The sequence below is a fragment of the Achromobacter xylosoxidans genome (assembly GCF_014490035.1).
In the GTDB taxonomy this organism is placed as follows: Bacteria; Pseudomonadota; Gammaproteobacteria; order Burkholderiales; family Burkholderiaceae_B; genus Achromobacter; species Achromobacter bronchisepticus_A.
Genome location: NZ_CP061008.1, coordinates 1,176,116 through 1,196,003 on the forward strand (window position 1 = coordinate 1,176,116; position 19,888 = coordinate 1,196,003).

The 19,888-nt window shown below is 68.3% G+C and carries 21 protein-coding genes; 3 read left to right on the plus strand and 18 right to left on the minus strand.

Annotated elements, in window-relative coordinates; translation table 11 throughout:
• Window positions 1–10: 10 nt before the first annotated feature.
• From IAG39_RS05355 to IAG39_RS05370, 4 genes are read right to left on the minus strand one after another with little or no spacing between them, the layout of a single operon-like run.
• The gene (locus IAG39_RS05355) at window positions 11–1,309 is read right to left on the minus strand and encodes an NAD(P)/FAD-dependent oxidoreductase (RefSeq protein WP_118931282.1); all 1,299 of its coding nucleotides are present in this window, start codon (window positions 1,307–1,309) and stop codon (window positions 11–13) included.
• A gap of 10 nt (window positions 1,310–1,319) precedes the next feature.
• On the minus strand, window positions 1,320–2,051 hold the full coding sequence (locus IAG39_RS05360) for an amino acid ABC transporter ATP-binding protein (protein ID WP_118931281.1): 732 nt from the start codon (window positions 2,049–2,051) through the stop codon (window positions 1,320–1,322).
• Window positions 2,048–2,707 (minus strand): amino acid ABC transporter permease, encoded by a 660-nt coding sequence (locus IAG39_RS05365; RefSeq protein WP_054451769.1) that lies wholly within the window; start codon window positions 2,705–2,707, stop codon window positions 2,048–2,050. The genes IAG39_RS05360 and IAG39_RS05365 overlap by 4 nt, the downstream gene beginning before the upstream one ends.
• 54 nt (window positions 2,708–2,761) lie before the next feature.
• Window positions 2,762–3,517: a substrate-binding periplasmic protein gene (locus tag IAG39_RS05370; RefSeq protein ID WP_059378678.1), complete on the minus strand. Its 756-nt coding sequence runs from the start codon at window positions 3,515–3,517 to the stop codon at window positions 2,762–2,764.
• A gap of 326 nt (window positions 3,518–3,843) precedes the next feature.
• Here IAG39_RS05370 and IAG39_RS05375 point away from each other — a divergent pair, with 326 nt between their 5' ends.
• The gene (locus tag IAG39_RS05375; RefSeq protein WP_059378680.1) at window positions 3,844–4,701 is read left to right on the plus strand and encodes an IclR family transcriptional regulator; all 858 of its coding nucleotides are present in this window, start codon (window positions 3,844–3,846) and stop codon (window positions 4,699–4,701) included.
• Window positions 4,702–4,726: 25 nt separating this feature from the next.
• Here IAG39_RS05375 and IAG39_RS05380 read toward each other — a convergent pair whose 3' ends face one another.
• The 4 genes from IAG39_RS05380 to IAG39_RS05395 all read right to left on the minus strand — a co-directional run bounded on the left by IAG39_RS05380 (window position 4,727) and on the right by IAG39_RS05395 (window position 7,386).
• Window positions 4,727–5,266, minus strand: a complete 540-nt coding sequence (locus IAG39_RS05380; RefSeq protein WP_118931280.1) for a hypothetical protein — start codon at window positions 5,264–5,266, stop codon at window positions 4,727–4,729.
• Between the two features lie 160 nt (window positions 5,267–5,426).
• Window positions 5,427–5,633, minus strand: coding sequence for a hypothetical protein (locus IAG39_RS05385; RefSeq protein WP_118931279.1), 207 nt, complete (start codon window positions 5,631–5,633; stop codon window positions 5,427–5,429).
• On the minus strand, window positions 5,630–6,211 hold the full coding sequence (locus IAG39_RS05390) for an AAA family ATPase (protein WP_118931278.1): 582 nt from the start codon (window positions 6,209–6,211) through the stop codon (window positions 5,630–5,632). The genes IAG39_RS05385 and IAG39_RS05390 overlap by 4 nt, the downstream gene beginning before the upstream one ends.
• Entirely contained in the window at window positions 6,208–7,386 is a 1,179-nt protein-coding gene (locus IAG39_RS05395) for a phage tail sheath family protein (RefSeq protein WP_118931277.1), read from the minus strand. The genes IAG39_RS05390 and IAG39_RS05395 overlap by 4 nt, the downstream gene beginning before the upstream one ends.
• 513 nt (window positions 7,387–7,899) lie before the next feature.
• On the opposite strand from IAG39_RS05395, the gene IAG39_RS05400 reads away from it, so the two are divergent.
• Together IAG39_RS05400 and IAG39_RS05405 are read left to right on the plus strand one after the other, a co-directional pair.
• Window positions 7,900–10,374: a carbohydrate-binding family V/XII gene (locus IAG39_RS05400; protein ID WP_262422094.1), complete on the plus strand. Its 2,475-nt coding sequence runs from the start codon at window positions 7,900–7,902 to the stop codon at window positions 10,372–10,374.
• 137 nt (window positions 10,375–10,511) lie between these two features.
• Entirely contained in the window at window positions 10,512–11,120 is a 609-nt protein-coding gene (locus tag IAG39_RS05405) for a LysE family translocator (protein ID WP_054451758.1), read from the plus strand.
• Between the two features lie 24 nt (window positions 11,121–11,144).
• Here the strand turns inward: IAG39_RS05405 and IAG39_RS05410 are convergent, their stop codons facing one another.
• From IAG39_RS05410 to IAG39_RS05455, 10 genes are all read right to left on the minus strand, one after another.
• Window positions 11,145–11,885, minus strand: coding sequence for a hypothetical protein (locus IAG39_RS05410; protein ID WP_118932923.1), 741 nt, complete (start codon window positions 11,883–11,885; stop codon window positions 11,145–11,147).
• Between the two features lie 149 nt (window positions 11,886–12,034).
• Window positions 12,035–12,991 carry an acyl-CoA dehydrogenase family protein gene (locus tag IAG39_RS05415; protein ID WP_118932924.1) on the minus strand — a complete coding sequence of 319 codons (957 nt, stop codon included), beginning with the start codon at window positions 12,989–12,991 and terminating at the stop codon, window positions 12,035–12,037.
• Window positions 12,984–14,159 (minus strand): acyl-CoA dehydrogenase family protein, encoded by a 1,176-nt coding sequence (locus IAG39_RS05420; protein WP_059378696.1) that lies wholly within the window; start codon window positions 14,157–14,159, stop codon window positions 12,984–12,986. Before IAG39_RS05420 ends, IAG39_RS05415 begins: the two co-directional genes overlap by 8 nt.
• 12 nt (window positions 14,160–14,171) lie before the next feature.
• Window positions 14,172–14,840, minus strand: coding sequence for a CoA-transferase (locus tag IAG39_RS05425; protein ID WP_118932925.1), 669 nt, complete (start codon window positions 14,838–14,840; stop codon window positions 14,172–14,174).
• Complete coding sequence (locus tag IAG39_RS05430) at window positions 14,837–15,505, minus strand: 3-oxoacid CoA-transferase subunit A (protein WP_118932926.1); 669 nt, start codon at window positions 15,503–15,505, stop codon at window positions 14,837–14,839. Before IAG39_RS05430 ends, IAG39_RS05425 begins: the two co-directional genes overlap by 4 nt.
• Complete coding sequence (locus IAG39_RS05435) at window positions 15,505–16,380, minus strand: MaoC/PaaZ C-terminal domain-containing protein (protein WP_118932927.1); 876 nt, start codon at window positions 16,378–16,380, stop codon at window positions 15,505–15,507. The genes IAG39_RS05430 and IAG39_RS05435 overlap by 1 nt, the downstream gene beginning before the upstream one ends.
• 7 nt (window positions 16,381–16,387) lie before the next feature.
• Window positions 16,388–17,293 carry an SDR family NAD(P)-dependent oxidoreductase gene (locus IAG39_RS05440; RefSeq protein WP_118932928.1) on the minus strand — a complete coding sequence of 302 codons (906 nt, stop codon included), beginning with the start codon at window positions 17,291–17,293 and terminating at the stop codon, window positions 16,388–16,390.
• 12 nt (window positions 17,294–17,305) lie between these two features.
• A complete protein-coding gene (locus IAG39_RS05445; protein WP_118932929.1) occupies window positions 17,306–18,472 on the minus strand; it encodes an acetyl-CoA acetyltransferase in 1,167 nt (388 codons plus the stop codon).
• Entirely contained in the window at window positions 18,469–18,843 is a 375-nt protein-coding gene (locus tag IAG39_RS05450) for a Zn-ribbon domain-containing OB-fold protein (protein ID WP_118932930.1), read from the minus strand. The genes IAG39_RS05445 and IAG39_RS05450 overlap by 4 nt, the downstream gene beginning before the upstream one ends.
• Window positions 18,836–19,798 carry a tripartite tricarboxylate transporter substrate binding protein gene (locus IAG39_RS05455; protein ID WP_118932931.1) on the minus strand — a complete coding sequence of 321 codons (963 nt, stop codon included), beginning with the start codon at window positions 19,796–19,798 and terminating at the stop codon, window positions 18,836–18,838. The genes IAG39_RS05450 and IAG39_RS05455 overlap by 8 nt, the downstream gene beginning before the upstream one ends.
• Window positions 19,799–19,888 lie beyond the last annotated feature (90 nt).

Below are 19,888 nucleotides of genomic sequence, written 5' to 3' on the forward strand. Positions count from 1 at the left end.
AGGGCAGGGGTCAGGCGGGATAGCCCAGCGCGTCGCGCAGGCGATACCAGTTGATGGCCAGCGAGGCGCCGAATTGCCGCGCCGGGTAGAAGGGCATGCGTCCGATGGGCGTGACGGGAAAGTCGAGTTCGTCCGCCGGCACGCCGCGGATGGCGTCGGTCAGCACGCGCCCCAGCGCGGTGCCCATGGCCACGCCGCGTCCGCAGTAACCGTAAGCAGTCCAGACGCCTGGCGCCAGGCGATGCACGCGCGGCAGGTCGTCCATGGTCATGCCTACGCGGCAGGCCCAGCCGTGGCGCCAGGCGGCGTCGGCCAGCTGCGGGAAACGCGCGACCGCGGCGCGGCGCAGCTGCTCGCCGGTTGACGGATCCAGGCGCTCGGACGAGTGCCCGCGGCCGCCGATGACGAAGCGCCCCTCGGGGTCGATGCGGCAGTAGTAGGTGATCTTGCGCGTCTCGGAGATGCCGGCGCGCAGCGGCAGCAACTGCTCCTGCAGCGCGTGCGGCAGGGGATCGGTGGCGATCTGCGCGCTGGATACGTTGACATACGACTGCGCGACGGCCGGCCATAGGCGGTCGGTGTAGGCATCGGTCGCCAGCACCACATGGCGCGCTTGGACGGCAAAACCGTTGACGCTCAGCGTCGCGCCGCCGTCAGGCTTGGGCGCGATGGCGGACACTGGCGAGTGATCGTGCACCGCCGCGCCGGCGTCCTGCGCCGCGCGTGCCAGCCCGCGCGCAAAGGCCAGTGGCTGTACCGCGCCCGCGCGCTTCTCGCGCAAGCCCGCGGGCCAGAAAGAGGATCCGGTGGCCGCGCGCATCGCATCGGCGTCCAGGTATTCGACCTCGCCGCCATGCGCGTTCAATTCCCGCGCGCGGCTTTTGAGATAGCTGCCCGATGCCGCCGAGAACGCGCCCTGGATCCAGCCGTTGCGGGTGGGAGAGCAATCGATGCGCAGGCGTTCGGCCAGTTCGAAAAGATAGTCGGCATTGCCGTAGGCAAAGCGCATCATGCGTGCCGCCGTGTCCGCGCCGAAGCGGCGGATCAGCGCGGCCGGGCCAGGCTTGAAGCCCGGCACCACCTGCCCGCCGTTGCGTCCGGAGGCGCGGTGGGCCACTTCGTGGGACTCGAACAGCGCCACCTTGAAGCCGGCCTCGGCCAGATGCAAGGCGGCCGACAGGCCGGTGAAGCCGCCGCCGACCACGGCGGCGTCGACGTGCAGCGGACCGGCCAGCGCCGGCGAGGCGGCGCGCGCAGGCGCGGTCGCTGCCCACAGCGTGGCTGCGGGCGAAAAAAGATCGTTGTTCATGGTGCCGGAGCTACTGGGCGTGGGTGACGCGCTTGAGGAAATCGCGCATGCGTTCGTTGCGGGGATTGGTCAGCACTTCGCGCGAGGGGCCCTGTTCGGCGATGCGGCCGTTTTCCAGGAACAGAACGCGGTCGGAGACGTTGCGCGCGAAGTCCATTTCGTGCGTGACGATGACCATGGTCATGCCCTTTTCGGCCAGCGTGCGCATCACGGACAGCACTTCGCCCACAAGCTCAGGATCCAGCGCCGAGGTCGGCTCGTCGAACAGGATGGCCTCGGGCTCCATCGCCAGCGCGCGGGCAATGGCCACGCGCTGCTGCTGGCCGCCGGAGAGCTGTTGCGGATAGTGGCTCATCTTTTCGGCCAGGCCGACCGACGCCAGGATCTCGCGGCCGCGCGCGGTGGCGGACTCGATGCTCTCGCCCTTGACGTGCACCGGGCCTTCGATGACATTCTCCAGCGCGGTGCGGTGCGGGAACAGGTTGAAGCGCTGGAACACCATGGCCACGCGCTGGCGGATGTTCTGGATGTCCTTGCGGCGCGCGTCCACGGTGACGCCGTCGATCGTGATGCGGCCGCCGTCGTAGCGCTCCAGGCCGTTGATGCAGCGCAGGAGCGTGGACTTGCCGGAGCCCGACGGCCCGATCAGGCAGACCACTTCGCCCTGCTGGATTTCGGCGTCGATGCCTTCCAGCACGCGGTGGGCGCCGAACGACTTGCTGAGGTTTTCGATCTTGATCATTGGCGGCGCCCCAGTCGGCGTTCAAGTTTGCCGATGAAGTACATCATGGGCAGGCTCATGGCCAGGTACATGAGGGCGACCAGCGTGAAGATGGTGGCGCTCTTGAAGGTGGAGGATGCGATCAGCTTGCTCTGCATGGACAGCTCGACCACCGTGATGACGGCCGTCTGCGAGGAGTCCTTGAGCATCATGACCACGTTGTTGCCATATGGCGGCAGCGCGACCTTGAAGGCCTGCGGCAGCACCACGCGGCGCATCAGCTTGGCGCGCGACATGCCCAGCGACTGGGCTGCCTCGAACTGGCCGGGATCGACCGCGTCGATACCCGAGCGGAACACCTCCGACATATACGAGGAGTACGCGATGCCCAGGCCCAGCGCGCCTGCCTGGAAGGCGGTCAGGCTGATGCCGATCTCCGGCAGCACGAAGTACATGTAGAAGAGCACGACGATGATGGGAACGCCGCGGATGATGTTGGTGAGGATGCGGCTGGCGTGCGACAGCGGCGCCACGCCGCTGACCCGCAGCAGGGCCCAGAACAGACCGAGCGCCGTGGCGATGACCAGCGCCGCCGCAGTGATGGCGATGGTCGTCAGCACCCCCTGCATCAGCACCGGGAAGAACTCCGCGGCGTCACTGAAAAATGACTGGAACATCTTGGATACCTGTTAGGCGGCGCGCCGCGGCGGATCGGGCCGCGGCGCTCGGGATCAGGGCGTGACGCCCCACTTCTTCATGATGGCGGCGAGGGTGCCGTCCTGGCGCAGCGCATCGATGGCCGCATTGAGCTGCTTGACGCGTTCGGCGTCGCCCTTACGCACGGCCAGTGCGATGTTGGTGGGCATGGCCGGCTGATAGCTGTCGACGTAGCGCACGTTGCGCACGCCCTGGGTGCGTACCTGGTAGGAGATCACCGGCCCGTCGCCGAAGGCCGCGTCCAGGCGTCCCAGCGCCACGTCGCGCACCAGGTCGGACATGGTTTCGTACATCTTGATTTCCTTGAGGCCGGGCGCGGCCTTCAGCGGCTCGACATAGAGCGTGCCGATCTGCACGCCGACGGTCTTGCCCTTCAGGTCGGCGATGCTCTTGTAGTCGCTCTTGTCCTTCTCCGGCACGATCAGGGCCTCGCCGTACTCCACCACCAGCTGCGTGAAATCCACCACTTCGGCGCGCTGCGGCGTCTTGGCGAAGGCCGAGGCGATGATGTCGATCTTATTGGTCTGCAGGGCAGGCACCAGCGAGGCGAACGGAATCGGCATCACTTCCGCCGTAAAGCCGGCCTGCTTGCCCACGGCGTGGGCGATGTCGATCATCACGCCTTGCAGGGTATTGGTCTTCGGGTCCAGGAAGTTGAACGGCACCGCGGTGGGCGTGGCGCCTACCTTGACGGTCTGGGCGTGCGCGCCCGACAGCGCGGCGGCGCACAGCGCCGTCGCCAACAACGTTTTCAACACTTTGTGCAGCATCGGAATCCCCTTGGAAGCTGGAATCGCGCGCCTGCACGGTGTATCGGACGTCCGATTTCGTCCTTGTCAGGTGCGCATTATCGTATCGAATAGCGATAAGCATATATCGCATGTAGATTTTATAATCTGGCCAAGGAAAGACTGTCAATCAACTCCGGTTTCGGCTAAGCGCTTTTTATTTAAGGGTTTTCCCGGGATTACCTGCTGCGGTAAAGGTAGAATATGTCAAAAGAACCGCGGCTTTTTCTTGCATTCATTTGAATTGGAATGCAATCTCTGCCTATCGAACACTAATAGACTGGCGGCCTGCGCCGCCCAGCCCAGCCATGAATCCGGAATCCTCCACGCTGTACGTCCAATCGCTGGCCACCGGCATCGCCGTGCTCGATGCGTTTGACGCCGAACACACCTCCATGAGCCTGCCGGACATTGCCGCGGCGGCGGGCATCACCCGCAGCGCCGCGCAGCGTTTCGCGTTCACGCTGGAAGCGCTGGGGTTGCTCAACAAGGACCCTGTCAGCAAGCGTTATTCACTGTCGTCGCGCACGCTGGACGCAGGTTGCCGCTACCTGGAATCGCATCCGCTGCTGGACCGCGCCAATCCCTTCCTGCTGGAACTCAACCGCAATGCCGGAGAAACCGTGAACCTGGCGGAGCCGGCCGGGCAGGACATGATCTATATCGGCCGCTTTCCCAGCCCTTTGCGGCTATTGGTGCACATGCCCGTGGGCCGGCGTATCCCCATGTACTGTTCCTCGACCGGGCGCGTGTACCTCGCCGGCATGAGCGACGAGCAGGCTCTCGAGGCCCTGGAGGCCAGCGAGCGCGTGAAGTACACGGCCAACACGCTGACCGACCTGGACGAGCTGATGGCGCAGATCCGTTTGTCGCGCGAGCAGGGTTATGCCTGCTGCAAAGAGGAGTACTACCGCGGGGATCTGGCGCTGGCGGTGCCGGTCTACGACCTGAACCAGCGCGTGGTGGCGGGCCTGCAGTTGTCCGTGTCGGCGGCCAAGTGGACGGTCAAGCGCGCGGTGTCGCGCTTTGTCCCGATGATGCTGGAAACCGCCCGGCAGATTTCCACGTCGCCGCCCACGCCTCGCGCGCTGACGGCGTTTGGCGGCGGCGCCGCGCGCGATCTGCACGCCGAGCCGCCAGGGCGCGCCAGCGGGCGCAAGGCTTAGGGCTGGCGGCCAGGCAGCGGCGCCTTCAGGCCGCCTGCGGCGCTTTTTCGCCCGGCTCGCCGCGGCGGCCGGGCTTGCCGTACAGCAGGCGCGCGCACAGGAATGCGCTGAGCGCGCCGGGCGCCGCGCCGATGGTCAAGGGGAAGCCGAGTTCTTCCTGCCATGGCCTGCCCTGGGAGATAAAGCCCACCAGGAAAACGAAGCCGTAGACGGCGCCGACCAGCCCCATTGCGGCATAGGCGCGCCAGGACGGATGCGCCGGCCGCAACGCGCCGGCCACGATGCCGCACAGCAGGGCGGGCACGAAGCCAAAGATGTAGAACCAGGGCAGGGCATAGACCAGCATGAGCAGGTTCTCGGGATCCCGGGTCGCGGCCGTCAGCGCGATGATGACGGCTGCGCCGCCAATGGGCGGCGCGGCCACGCCGTAGAGCGCGCCGCCCGCGACCAGGTCGCTGCCCAGGCGCCGGCCGGCGGTGTCCATCGCGCGTTGCCGCTTGCGGCGGTAAGCGATGGCGGCGAGAGCGCCTAGAAGCAGAATGCCGGCCGAGATATATGGGGTCATCGCGTCATGCAGAATGTGGGCGGGAGAGGCATGGCCGGCTTGCCGCTGGGACGCGGCAAGCCGGCGCAACAGGCCTGATGATACCGTGGCGGCCGGCCCGGTTTTCCTGCACGCGCCGCGCCCGCACCGGACGCAGCGCCATCCTGCAGCGGCGCGGCGCTCAAGTCTGGTCGTTGTCGGCGCGCGCGTCGGCGCTGCCGTTCAGCGAGCTGGCCAGCGCGGGGGCTGTTTCGTCCGCCTGGCGCTGTTGCTCCGTGCGCCGCATCAGCCGCTTGCTCACCATGGCGGCGACGAAGGCATTGCGTTGGGCCGCGTCGTAACCAGGGTGGCTGAGTTCGCGTACGTATTCGTTGATCACGGGTTTCATGGATGTTCTCTCGTCTTGAGGCCAGGCAGGGGCCGGGCGTGTGGGCTTGGGTCGGCGCGGACGGCTTGCAGCAGGCGCGCCATGGTGACTTCGGCGCCGGTGTCGGCGGTAGGGAACGCGCGGCTCCAGCGGCGCGCGCGCTGATCCGGCGCGGCGGCCGGAAACTGGACCACAAGGCGCAGCCGCCTCAGGAATGCGCTGTCCAGGTTGGACTTCATGCTGGCGGCCCGCGACGCCAGGCCGCGGTACGACTGCATGGGTTGCAGCAGGTAGCTGACCTCGATATTGGCGTAGCGGTCATGGCTGTCCTTGACGTTCGTGCGCTTGCCGAAGAGGGCGTCGGCTTCGTCGAAGAACAGGACCGCGCCGCGCTGCTCGACCGACTCGAACAGGCGGTTCAGGTTTTCCTCGGTTTCGGCGATGTATTTGCTGACGATCCTGGACAGGTCGATGCGATGCAGAGCCAGTCCCGTCTCGCGCGCCAGTTCCCCGGCAGCCTCGAGCGCCTGCGCCCGCGGGCTGTGCTGGGCGCCGGTGTCCCAAAACGCGAGGATGCGCGGTTCCGCGAGCGGGTTCATGGCGGATTTCCTTCCATTTGTCCGGCTCGTTGCTGGACCCGGATGACCACGAATTCGGCCGGCTTGAGCGGAGCGAATCCCACCAGGATGTTGACCACGCCGCGATCCCTGTCCTGTTGCGTGGTGGTTTCGCCATCGCACTTGACCAGATAGGCATCGCGCGGCGTGCCGCCCTGGAAGGCGCCCTGGCGGAACAGCGCATTCATGAAGGCGCTGACGTTCATCCTGATCTGCGCCCAGAGCGGCTCGTCGTTGGACTCGAACGCGGCCCACTGCGTGCCGCGCAAGAGCGATTGTTCCAGGTGGAGCGCCAGGCGGCGCACCGGCACGTACTTGTATTCCGAGGCGAAATGGTCCGTGCCTTGAAGGGTCCGCGCGCCCCAGCAGACCGCGCCGCGTCCGGCAAAGGTGCGCAGGCAATTGACGCCCAGGGTATTCAGGTTGCGGCTCTCGTCGTCGCTCACTGCGGCGGCCAGCGACAGGACGCCAGCGAGGCCCGCGTCGATGCCGGCTGGCGCTTTCCAGACGCCGCGGTCGCCGTCGGTGCGCGCATACAGGCCCGCGATCGTGCCGCAAGGCGCGGTCAGGCGCGGCAGGCCGTTCTTCAGCGGGTCGGCCGCCCGGGTCCAGGGGAAATACAGCGCGGCATGATCGGATCTGGGCAGCGCCGCACCCATGACCGCGGCCGCCATGGAAGCCGCGTCGGCCGCCGCGGGCGGCGCATCGATGATCATGAAGGCGTGCCGCTCTTTGCAGTAGCACACGGCATCGGCCAGCACGATGCTGTGCGTGATGCCGGGCAGGCATAGCAGGTTGAAGGAATCGACATCGTCCAGCGCGTAGAGGCCCCGGCGCTGCGCGCGCTGGCTGATGAAAGTGGCATGCGCGTCCAGCGGATCGTTCCGCGCGGGTTGCGCCACGCGCACGACCCAGGCTCTGGCCCCGCCGTTCAGGAAGAACTGAAGCACCGCGTAGCCGAGTTCGCAGCCTTCGGCCAGCCCACCGAACTCGCGTTCGTAGTCGGCAAAGTCCTGGATGTGGACCGGCTGGTTGAGCGGTCCGCGCATGGCCGTCCCCAGGAAAGCGGCAACCGAGGTCGGCGCGCCGGCAATGGTGCGCACGCCTGCGGGAATTTCCTGGACATACACCCCGGGATGCGTCAGGGCAGGGACCATGAACTGCTCCTTTCCACGGCGACTTGATGGCGTGAACTTGCAGCAGGAGAGTCTTCGCGGGACGGCCGAAGCGCCGCGGACAGAGAGCCGGGCGGGGGCGCGACACGCCGTAGCGCGCGGGCGTTTGGCGGGCGTTGCGCCGCGCTTCTAGTTGGATTGCAGCGGAAAGGCTATCGGGCAAAAGTAGCAGCCCTGGTGAGATGTTTTATAGAAGGTCTGATAAAAGCGGGCAATAGCTTTTCAGCGGTGTTAACGTTCTGTTGCTTATTCAGAAGCCGGCCCTTGCAGGACGCCTTGCAGAGAGGCCGGCCGAGGCTTGGCCCGTAGCGGCGGCGCTGCGGGAAATCAGAGTGGCCGAAGGCCGGAATGGCGGTCGCGGCCCTCAACGAGGAGCGCGAGATGTGTAGCCTGACCCGACTGTGGCGCATGCATGTTTTCCCGGCAACGTCGTCAGCGCCCGCGAGCCCGCCCGGGCGCCTGTCTCGCCTCGCTCTCGCTCTAGCCGTGGCCGGCATGGCTGCCGGCGCGGGCCTGACGCCGACCGGCGCGGCGCAAGCCCAGGGACAGACCCCGGCGCAAACCGCGCCCGCCCAATCCGATGCCCAGGAAGAGGCCGCGCGTTCGCTGCAATGGCCGCGCAGTTTCGAGGCCGCCGACGGCACGCGGGTGGAACTCTATCAGCCGCAGATCGACACCTGGACTGCCGACCGTATTACGGGCCGCATGGCGGTGGCGGTCGGCGCCGCCAAGGGCAATCCCACCTACGGCGTGGCAGACTTTTCCGCCCGTGCCGAGGTCAACAAGCCGGCGGGCCTGGTGCATCTGTCGGACATCCGGATCGAACGCGTGCAGGTGCCCACCTCGCCGGAAGCCGCCGCCAAGCTGCGCAGCCAGCTTGAAGCGCGCCTGCCCGCCAAGGGCGTGGTCACGCGGCTTGATGCACTGCAACTGAGCTATACGCTGTCCCAGAACAACCCGGCCACGAAAACCGTCCCGGTGGACAACGCGCCGCCGCGCATCATCTACCGCACGGTGCCGACCGTGCTGGTGCTGATCGACGGCGAACCCGTTTTGGCGGAAGTGCCCGACGCGGCAGGCTGGCGCCGGGTGGTCAACACGCGCGCGCTCATGCTGGCGAACAACGCGGGCCGTTATTTCCTGCAGGCCGCCGGCCATTGGTACGAAGCGGGCAACGCCACCGGGCCGTGGACGGATCTGCCGCAGCCGCCCGCCGCCCTGCTGGCCGCCGCCGACGCGGCGCGCCGCAAGACCGAACCGGACCCGATGCTGCCGCATGGCGGCAAGGCCCCGCACCGGGCGCCCGCCATCGCGGTGTCCACCGCGCCGGCCGAGTTGCTGGTGACCGTCGGCCAGCCTGAAATGCGGCCGGTGCCAGGGACTTCGCTGCTGTCGGTGGCCAATGCCGATCACGCCCTGTTCATGAATCCGGGCGACAACCGCTACTACGTGCTGGTGTCCGGCCGCTGGTTCCGCGGCGCCAGCCTCGACGGTCCATGGTCCTACGTGCCGGGCAAGCAACTGCCGCGCGATTTCGCCCGGATTCCGTCCAAGGATCCACAGTCGGGCGTGCTGGCATCGGTGCCGGGCACGCCGCAGGCCAAGGAGGCGCTGATCGCCTCGACCATTCCGCAGACCGCCACGGTGTCGCGCAGCGCGGCGAAACTGCAGGTGGAGTATGCCGGCGGCTCCCCGACGCTGCGACCCATCGAGGGGACGGCGCTGTATTACGCCGCCAACTCGCAGGTGCCGGTGATACAGGCCGAAGGCCGCTACTACGCCTTGTCGCGTGCGGTCTGGTTCGTGGCCGATTCGCCCCTTGGCCCGTGGCGCGTGGCCGACCATGTGCCGGCGATCATCTACGCCATACCCGTCAGCTCGCCGCTGCACTACGTCACCTACGTGCAGGTGTACGGCTCCACCCCGCAGAGCGTGGTGTTTGGCTACACGCCAGGCTACATGGGCGTGGTGGCCAGTCCTGACGGCACCGTGGTGTACGGCACGGGCTACGCGTATCCGCCGGTCATCGTGCAGGACACCTGGGTCGGCTATCCGCCCAGCTATGGCTACGACGCGGCTTTCGCCACCGCGACCGGTTTTGCCTTTGGCTTCGTCGCTGGCGAGACCTGGGGGGGCGCCGCGCCTTATTGGGGGCCTTATTGGGGGGCGCCTTATTGGGGCGGCGTCAACGTCAACCAGGTCGACGTCTATGGCGCTTGGGGCGGCTCCGGCGTGGTCACGCACGCGGCCGGCTGGAACGGCTGGACCGGCACCGAATGGCAAGGCACCCACGCCGAGGGCTACAACCCGCAGACCGGCGCAGCGTTCGAAGGCACGCGCGGCGCGGCCTACAACGAGTACACCGGCAATGCGGCTGCCGGGCGGCGCGATGCCTACACCAACCCGACAACGGGGGCATCGGGCGCCGGGCGCGCGGGCGTGGTCGCCAACGACGACGGCCAATGGGCTGCCGGCCGCCAGGACGTGCGCACCAACACGAACACCGGCCGCAGCACCATCTCTTCCGCCACGGCGACCGGCACGGCGGGCGACGGCGTCAGCAGCGTGGATCGGCGCGGCGCCACATACGACCGCAACACGAATAGCGGCATGGCGTGGAACAACGGCAATGTGTACGCGGACCACAACGGCAATGTCTACGAGCACAACGACAACGGCTGGCAACAGCACACGAGTTCGGGCTGGCAACCGGTGCAGCCCAGTGCGCAATCCGGCGGCAATTACCTGAACGGCCAGCGCCAGGCGCGCGACTATTCCGACGACCGCATGGGCGGCGCGGAGGGCGGCGGCTGGCAGGATCGCGGAATGCAGGGCGGCGGTTGGCGCGACCGCGGCATGGGCGGCGCGGAAGGCGGCGGCTGGCAGGGCCGCGGCGGGGGTGGCCGGGGCGGCTGGGGCGGCTGGGGCGGCGGCTTCGGCGGATTCCACGGCGGAGGCTTCCGTCGCTGAGCCGTAGGCCGCCGCATCGGGCGGCACGCAAGGCGGGCGCCGCGCGCATGCGGCCCCGCCTTTCATTCCGGCCGCATTTGCGCAGCTCTGTCACGGCGGTCTAGACTGGCTGCTTCTTATTTTTCACGCACTCCGCCATGGCGCTGCATAGCTGGCTCATCTACCTGGTCGCGGTCATTGGGCTCTCGATAACTCCCGGACCGAACACGCTGCTTGCGCTCACGCATGGCGCGTTGCATGGGCACCGCAAGGCGTTGTGCACCATCGCGGGCGGCGCAGTGGGCTTTGTCGCGCTCATCGCCTTGTCGATGCTGGGCATCAGCGCCTTGCTCAAGGCCTGGGGTCCCGCACTGACCGTCCTGAAGTGGGCGGGCGGGGCCTACCTGATCTGGCTCGGCATCCAACTCTGGCGCGCGCCGGGCGTGCAGTTGCAGCCTGCCCCGGACATGCCCCGCATACGCGGCATGCGCATGTTCAGCCAGGGCCTGCTGTCGGCGATCTCCAATCCCAAGGCCCTGCTGTTCTACGGCGCCTTCCTGCCGCAGTTCATCGATCCTGCCCGCAGCCTGTACACGCAGTTCGCGATCATGGCCGGCACCTTCGTGGTGGTGGAGTTCCTGGTCGAGTACGTGCTGGCGCGCCTGGCGCATCGCGTGCGCCCCTGGCTGGAGCGCGCCGGCCGGCGTTTCAACAAGGTGTGCGGCGGTTTGTTTGCCGCCATGGGTGCGGCGCTGCCGGGGTCTTGATCCCCGGCGGGCCGCGTTGCCGCTTCAGCCCTCAGCCAGCCAGCGCCCGCATTCCGGATCGATCGCCGCCCGAGCGCCATCCATCCGCACTTGTTCCTCATCCAGCCGCGCGGCGGTAGCCGGATCGACATCGAAGGCGATGCCGAGCGCGCTTGCGACGCGAGAGTCCTCGATCGGCAGTTCCCAGGTCAGGAACAATTGCGCCAGTTCCAGGCCGGCCGCGAAGTCGGCCTCGCGAAAACCCGTGACGCCGCGCGGGATGACGGCATGCGGCTGGCAGGTATCGAAGATCATGGCGGTGCCGCGCACGAGCGGAATGCGCAGGCCGGTGGCCGGAAAATGCACGTCCAGGCCCCGGTCTTCGCTCAGGAACAGATTGCAGAAGGCGGCGCCGCCATATTGCTCGCCGTCATGGTGATAGCGGGCGCCGCGGCAAGCCATCAGGGCGATGTCGGCGTTGGCCAGCACGCCGGGCAGTCCTAGCTCTTGCGTCCAGTCGCGCATGGCTTGCAGGCATAGCCCGTACTCGGGCCAGCGCGCCTGCGTGCGGGCCAGCGGCATCTGCTCGACGTCCCCGGGTTCCAGGCACAGGCGCGTGGCCATCTCGCGCTCCCAGTCCGACTGCAGGCGCGCGGGCGGCGCGGGCACGTCCAGCGTGGCGGCCAGCACCGTGCCGCTGACGCTGCGGCTGCGCATGGCATCGCCGCTCCAGTAAAAGGAAGTCAGGGGGCCGGGCGTGCGGCGCGGGCGCGGAACGTGGTGCATCGGGCTGGAGGATCGGGGCGGGGCGCCGGGCCGGAACCCGCAGGGGAAGCGGCGGCGGCAAGCCGCTATGTTAACGGTCTCATAGTTAACGGCCCCATATCCAACCGCCCATCCTCGGCGTTCCGTCCGCCCGGCGCATGGCGGGGGCGCTAGTCCCGCATCAGCGCGGCCAGCCGTTCGACCTCGACCGCCAGGCGGTAGGCGCGCTTCAGGTAAAGCTGGGCGTCGTGCACCCAGGAGAAGCCTATGCCGCCATGCACCTGGATGGAGAGCTTCACCGCGCGCCGCGCCGCGCTCGCTGCCAGACGAGCGGCCAATGCGGCAAGCCCGGCATCGGCCGAACCACGCTCGGCCAGCAAGGCCTCCACGGCGTAGCGGCTGTTGTCCAGCCCGGTCCAGGCGTCAACCAGGGCGTGCTTGATCGCCTGGAATTGCCCGATGGGCCGGCCGAATTGTTCGCGTTCCTTGGCGTAGGCAATGGCCAGGTCCAGCGAGGCGCTGGCGGTGCCGACCAGCTGCGCCAGCAGGAAGGCCACATGGTTCTGCAGCGCGGACAAGGCCTGCGCCGAAGGCAGTTCGGCTTGCGCGACCGCAGGTCCGCGCAGGCGGGCCAGCGCCACGGTGGGATCCAGGCCCTGCACGGATTCGAGCATCGCCGGGTCGTAGCGCGCAAGCAGCCAGCCATCGTCCTGACGGCTCAGACGCAGGTATTGGGCCGTAAGTCCATAGGCGTCGATCCAGCCCTGTTCGTCGCCGGCTCGGTCGCAGCGGACACTGGCAGGATGCGCCGCCAGGTCCAGCACGACTTCCGACAGGGCGGGCGTTTGCTCCAGCAGCGCGCTGGCCAGGAACGCCGACGCGCCATACGGAAGGGTGAGCAGCGCGCGTCCGGCCCATTCGCCCATCAGCTGTGTGCCTGGACCGTACTCGGCCTGGAAGGCTTCCGATCCGGCTTCCAGCCAGCCGCCTTCGGCCAGTTCCTTCCACAGGGCGCGCTGGGCGGCGTCGTCCGCGGGCAGGGCGCGGCGGGCGTAGGCGGCGGGATGCTGCTGTTCCAGCAGGCGGCCGAAAGTGGAGGACAGCAGTGTCCTGATTTCGCTATGCATGTTGTCCCCTGTCCTTGGGCAGGCCGAGCAGGCGTTCGCCCACGATATTGCGTTGGATTTCCGAGGTGCCGGCCACGATGGTCTCGGCGCGCGACCACAGGAATTCGCGCAGCACGCAGGCCGTGGCGGCATGGGGCGCCGCCGCCTGCGGGCCGAGGATGGCGGCTTCGTCCAGCAGTTCCAGGCGCTGTTCCCAGATGCGCTGACGGGTTTCGCTCCACAGCAGCTTGAGCATGGCGCCGTCGATGCCGGGCGTATCGCCCGCGGCGACCTGGCGCAGAACGCGGTCCACGCGCCAGCGTATGACCTGGCACAGGTCCGCCAGGTCGCGCACGCGCCGTGCCTGTACGGCGCGTTCGTCCGCGACCAGCGCGGTCTGCGCCAGCGCCTCGGTCAGTTGCCGCAGTTCGTCTTCCAGCTGGACGACGCGCGGCATGAAGTAGATGCCGCGCTCGTACTCGGCGGCGGCCATGGCGATGCGCCAGCCTTCGCCGCACTCTCCCAGGATGCGTCCTTCCGGCACCGGCGTCGCGTCGAACAGCACTTCGTTGTAGTCGGCCTCGCCCGTCATCTGACGTATGGGCTCGACCCGCACGCCTTCGGCCTGCATGTCGATGAGCATGAAGCTCAGGCCGCGGTGGGCCTGGCTGTCGGGATCGGTACGCACCAGTGCGAAGCACCACTTGGCCAGATGTGCCTGGGTGGTCCAGATCTTGCGGCCGCTGACGCGCCAGCCGGCGGCATCCGGCTTGGCGCGTGTGCGCACCGAAGAGAGATCGGAACCGGTCTGGGGCTCGGAGTAGCCCTGGCACCAGATCTCGCTGCCGTCGCGGATGCCGGGCAGGAATTGCGTTTTTTGCGCGGGCGTACCGAAGCGCAGCAAAGTGGGCGCGAGGATGGCGTGGGCGATGCTGTTGATGGGCTGCGGCGCATGCAGGCGCGCGCACAGTTCATGGAAGGCGATCAGCGTGGCGGTGCTGAGTTCGCGCCCGCCGTACTCGCGTGGCCAGGTAAGCGCAATGAGGCCGGCCTCGCACAGCATGCGGTTCCAGGCCTGGCGGCATTCCTGGGTGTGCGAGGCGGTGACCGGATACTGCTCGCGCAGCTGGGCCAGCGCGGTGCGCAGCCAGGCCTCGGCGTCTTCGAGAAAATGTTCGGTGCGTATCATGGTTGAGAGCAATCAGGAGTTGGGATGCAGGACGCGCGGCGCGTGCGCGATGCGCACGGGCGCGTCGATCCAGCGGTGCAGTTCGGCGGGCGGAAGGCCGTCCACCAGGGCCAGTGGCACGAAGGCCCCGTCGCGCACGTCGAAGATGCCGATGTCGGCATAGACGCGCCCGACCACGCCGGCGCCGGTCAGGGGCAGGGTGCAGCGGCCGCGCAGGCGCGGCGCGCCCTCGCGGGTCAGCGCTTCCATCATGACCCAGACGTTGCGCGCGCCCACGGCCAGGTCCATGGCCCCGCCCACGGACGGCATGGGGTCGTCCGCGCCCAGCGACCAGTTGGCCAGGTCGCCCTGGCAGGAGACCTCGAAGGCGCCCAGCACCGTGATGTCGATGTGGCCGCCGCGCATGATGGAAAAGGAATAGACGTGATCGAAGATGGCAGCGCCTTCGGTGAGCGCGATCGACTGCTTGCTGGCGTTGATGAGATCGCCGTCGGCGATTTCGTGGTCTTGCAGCAGGCGCATGCCGAGAATGCCGTTCTCGCTGTGCAGCTGCACGCCGCGCGCGGGGTCGAGGCGGTCGGTGACCATGGTGGGCATGCCGATGCCCAGGTTGACCACGGCGCCCGCCGGCAGGTCGGCGGCAACCAGGGCGGCCAGTTGCTCGCGTGACAGTCGTTTCATTGCGGACTCCCCAACAGGCGGTGCACGAACAGGCTGGGCGTGACGATGGCGTCGGGATCGAGCGCGCCGCAGGGCAGGATCTCTTCGACTTCGACGATGGTGTTGCGGGCCGCCATGCACATGACCGGCCCGAAGTTGCGTTGGGCGCGGCGATAGACCAGATTGCCCAACTGATCTGCCCGATGGGCGCGGATGAAGGCGTAGTCCGCGCGCAGCGGCTCTTCCAGCACGTAGCCGCGACCGCCGAACACTCGCGTTTCGCGGCCGTCGGCCAGCGGCGTGCCATAGCCCGTGGGTGAGTAGAACGGCCCCATGCCCGCGCCGCCCGCCCGGATGCGTTCGACCAGGGTGCCTTGGGGCATGACCTCCACGGCCAGGCTGCCCGCCTGCGCCCGCTCACGGATCACGTCATTGCCCGGCATGCGCGGATAGGAGCAGACGATGCGGCTGACGCGCCCCGAGGCCACCAGGGCCAGGAAGCTGGCCTCGCCCGCGCCGGCATTGTTGTTGATCAGGGTCAGGTCGTCCACGTCCTGCTTGGCCAGCAGGCCGGCCAGCAGGCGCGCGGGTATGCCCGAGCCGCCAAAGCCGCCGACGAAGATCACGGCGCCGGACTCGATGCCGCGCAGGGCTTCTTCCACGTTTGCGCAAGTCTTGTCTTTCATCATTGTTCCTCCTTGGTCCACGCCGCGCGGCCTTGGGCGCACAGGGCGCCGGCCTGACGGCAGGCCAGTGCGATGCCATCGGACTGGGGCCAGAGCGATACCGCCACGTCCAGGCCGGGATAGACCGGCGCCATGAAGCGCAGGTCCAGTTCACCCAGCCGCAGGTCGGGCAGCTGCCGCAGGCAGGCTTCGAGCGCGCGGTTGACCATGCCCAGCAGCGCCGCGCCGTGCAGGATGGGGCGTTCGTAGCCCGCCCGCCGCGCGCTGGCCGGATCCACATGCAGCGGATTGCGGTCGGCGTTCAGGCGATACAGCGCGCCCTGGTTGCGGCTGGTGGGCAGGACGATGACGCTGTCCGGCGCCGTGGCGGGGGGCGCGGGGATGGGGACGGCCAGCGCGTCGCTGAGCGCGGCGTCGCCGCCCGAGTAGCCGCCGTCGCCGCGGCAGATGTTCAGTTGCTCGATGACGGCGAATTCCTGTCCGGTGGCCGCGTCGCGCAGCGTGCGTCGCGTCACGACGAAGGCGCCCGGACTTTTGTCGGCGATGCGCGTGACCTCCATCTGGCACAAGACCTCGCCGCGCGCCGGCAGGCGCCGCGGGAAGCGCATGCGCTGCTCGCCATGCACGACCTGGCTCCAGTCCAGGCCGTGGCGCGGATCGCGCATCCAGAACCCGGGGTAGGCCAGCACGCAGGCCATGGCGGGCAGGGCGCGCAGGCCCTGTTCGTAGATGAACCGGGTTTCGTCGCCGACAGGGTCGTCTGCGGCCAGGCCCGCGCCTACGCCCAGGGCATAGAGGATGCAGTCATCTGCGCCGTAGGCCTGGCGTTCGGGCGCGAAGACGTGGGTCTTCAGGCTGCGGTAGTCCAACGCCATGGGAACCTCAGACCGGATCCCAGGCGAACACCTGGGCGGAGGTGTCCAGCGGCATGAAGGAGGCGCGCAGCGCAGCCATGCCGTGTTCGGCGATGCTCTCCGTGGTCCAACCGTCCGAGCGGTGCACCGAGCGCACCGGACGCGACTGGCTCATCAGGAAGATCTCGTTCAGGCGGATGGCGAACACCTGGCCGGACACGTCGGCGGAAGCGTCCGAAGCCAGGTAGCAGATCAGGGGCGCGATGGTCTCGGGTCCCATGCGGCGTATCTTCTCGACGTGGCGCGCCTGCTCCTCGGTCTTGGCCGGGATGGTTTCGGTCATGCGGCTCCAGGCCAGCGGGGCGATGCAGTTCGAGCGCACGTTGAAGGCAGCCATGTCCAGCGCCATGGCCTTGGACAGGCCGACGATGCCGAGCTTGGCGGCGCAATAGTTGGCCTGGCCGCGGTTGCCGATGACCGCCGAGTTGGAAGTCATGTTGATCAGGCTGCCGCCGCCCTGTTCGCGGAAGTGCCGCGCGGCCGCGTGGCTGAGGTTGAAGCAGCCGTACAGGTGCACCTTGACCACGGCGTCGAAGTCCTCGGGCGTGAGCTTGTGGAACATCTTGTCGCGCACGATGCCGGCGTTGTTCACGACCGCGTCCACCCGGCCGTAGGTGTCGGCGGCGGCCTCGATGATGCGTTGCGCGCTGGCGTATTCGGCCACCGAGTCGCCATTGGCGATGGCCTCGCCGCCGGCGGCGCGGATATTCTCGACCACCTGCGCCGCCGTGCTTTGCGAGGCGCTGGTGCCGTCCAGCGACACGTTCAGATCATTGACCACCACGCGCGCGCCTTGCGCGGCCAGGGCCACGGCCGCGGCGCGGCCGATGCCGTTGGCCGCGCCGGTGACGATCACTACTTTTCCTTCCAGCATGTCGAATCTCCTTCAGTCCATCCAATTGGTCAGCACGGTGGTGGCCTGGGCGCTCAACACCCCGCCATTGCCATGCACCAGCGCCGTGCGCGCCTGTTTCACTTGCCGCTCGCCGCAGTCGCCGCGCAGCTGGCGCACCGCTTCCACCAGGCCGAACATGCTGTACATGCCGGGATGGACGCAGGACAGCCCGCCGCCGTTGGTGTTCACCGGCAGTTCGCCGCCGGGAGCGATGCGTCCGCCCGACACGAAGGCGCCGCCTTCCCCTTTGGCGCAGAACCCCATGTCCTCCAGGAACAGGATGGGATTGATGGTGAAGGCGTCATAGAGCTGCACCAGGTCGATGTCGGCCAGCGCCACGCCGGCCCGTTCGCGCGCCAGGTCGGCGCTTTGTCCGGCCACGGTGCGCGTCAGGTCGGCCATGCAGGCGATCTGGCGATGCGAGTGCGCCATGGCTGTGCCTTGCACGTACACCGGCCGGGCGGCATCGGCGCGTTGCGCGGCCGTCACCACGATGGCGCCCGCGCCGTCGGTCACCAGACAGCAGTCGCGCGCGGTCAGCGGCGAGGAGATCACGCGCGCGCCCAGCACGTCGTCGATGGACAAGGGCTCGCGCTTATAGGCTTCCGGGTTCAGCCGCGCCCAGGCGCGCGCGGCCACCGCGACCTCGGCAAGTTGTTCGCGGGTGGTACCGTATTCATGCATGTGGCGGCGTGTCGCCAGCGCGTAGCTGGTCGGCGGGTTGAAGGGCTGGAACGGCTCTTCGTACGGAAACGGGTCCAGCCGCGCGCGGGCGCCGGAGGTCGCCGAGACACCGTTGCCGCCACGCGGGGAGGCGCCGTATGCGATCACGATATTGCGGCACAGGCCGGCCTGGATCGCCGCCGCGGCGGTCAGCAGGTGGCCGACGAAGGAAGCGCCGCCGATCTGGGTGCTGTCCATGAAGCGCGGGTACAGGCCCAGGTATTCGGACAGCTTGTTCAGCCACATCGACGAGGACAGACTGGCGCTCATCAGGCCGTCGATGTCCTCCATGCGCAGCCCGGCGTCGCGTACTGCGGCATGCACCGCGAGCGAGCTGATCTCCAGGTCGTTCAGACCGCCCGCGTCGCCGATGCCGGCCGTGGCGCAGCCGGTGATGGCGATGGCGCCGCGCAGGCTCTTGTTCCAGTCCGTCATGGCGCTTCCTTTCCGAACACCACGCGGGCGCGCTGCGGGTCGGGCCGCGCCGTCAGCCGCATGCCGATGCGCAGCTCGCCTTCGTCTAGCAGCGTGGACATCATGCGGAAGCCTTCGTCCATGTCGGCCAGGATCACGTTGCGCGCGGCCGCCTGCGGCGTGGCCGGAATTTCCGAATAGGAATAGAGCGTGGCGCCGGCGCGCATGGGTCGCCAGGCATATTCCTGCGAGCGGCAGTGGGTGCAGTGCGTGCGCGGAAAGAAGAACGAGAGCCCGCAGCTGCGGCACACCTGGACCTCCAGGCGTCCCGCACGCAGCGCCTCTGCAAAATAGGCTTCCGGCGACAGCGAGCCGATGCGGACCTCACTCATCCTTGACCCCGGCCTGGCTGATGACGGCCTGCCATTTATCCATTTCGTCGCTGACGAACTTCTGGTACTGGGCCAGATCCATGTCGCCGGGCTCCGAGCCGGTGGAGCGGATGTAGTCCTGCGTGGCCGGCTGCATCACCGACTTGCGGATCTCGCTGTTCAGGGTCTGCACGATGTCGGCCGGCGTGCCGGCCGGGGCATAGACGCCTACCCAGGTGCTGAGGTCGAAACCCTTGTAGCCCAGCTCGTTGAGGGTGGGTACATCCGGGTAGCGCGGCTGGCGCTGCGCCGACGCGATGGCCAGCGGCACGATCTTGCCGGACTGCAGATAGGCGTTGGCGGTCACGGACTCGGCCATGCCGAACGGCACCTGGCCCGACACCAGGTCGGTCATGGCCGGACCCGCGCCGCGGTAGGACACGTGCATCAGCGGCAGCCCGCTCTGCGCGCGCAGCAGTTCGCCCACGATGTGCGGCGCGCCGCCGGCGCCGGCCGTGCCATAGGGCACCGAGGCCTGCTTTTGCGCATAGGCCTTGAAGTCGGCGAAAGTCTTGATGCCCTGGTTGGCGTTGACCAGCAGGAAGTTGGGGCTGACGGCCAACAGCGCCACGGGAGCGAAGTCCTTGCGGGCGTTGTACGGCAGCTTCTTCATGGCGGGGTTGATCACGTGGCTGGTCGCGCCCACCAGGATGGTGTAGCCGTCCGGCTTCTGCCGCGACACGTACTCGGTGGCGATCTGGCCGGTTGCGCCCGGCTTGTTCTCGACCACGAAGGGCTTGCCCAGGCGGGTCTGCAGATCGGCCGCGATGCGGCGCGTCAGGATGTCGGTCATGCCGCCCGGGGCATAGGCCACCACCAGGGTGACGGGCTTGGCCGGATAGGTGTCGGCGGCGGCAATGGCGGGAAGGGCGGCCAGCAGCGTCAGCAGCTGCTTCAGGCCAGGCTTGAGTTTCATGTCGGAGGTCTCCTCGTCCTGCGGGCTGGTTTGCCCTGCTTGGTTATGGCGTCGAGGTGACCTTCCGGATGGCGCATAGGGCGGGGGGCC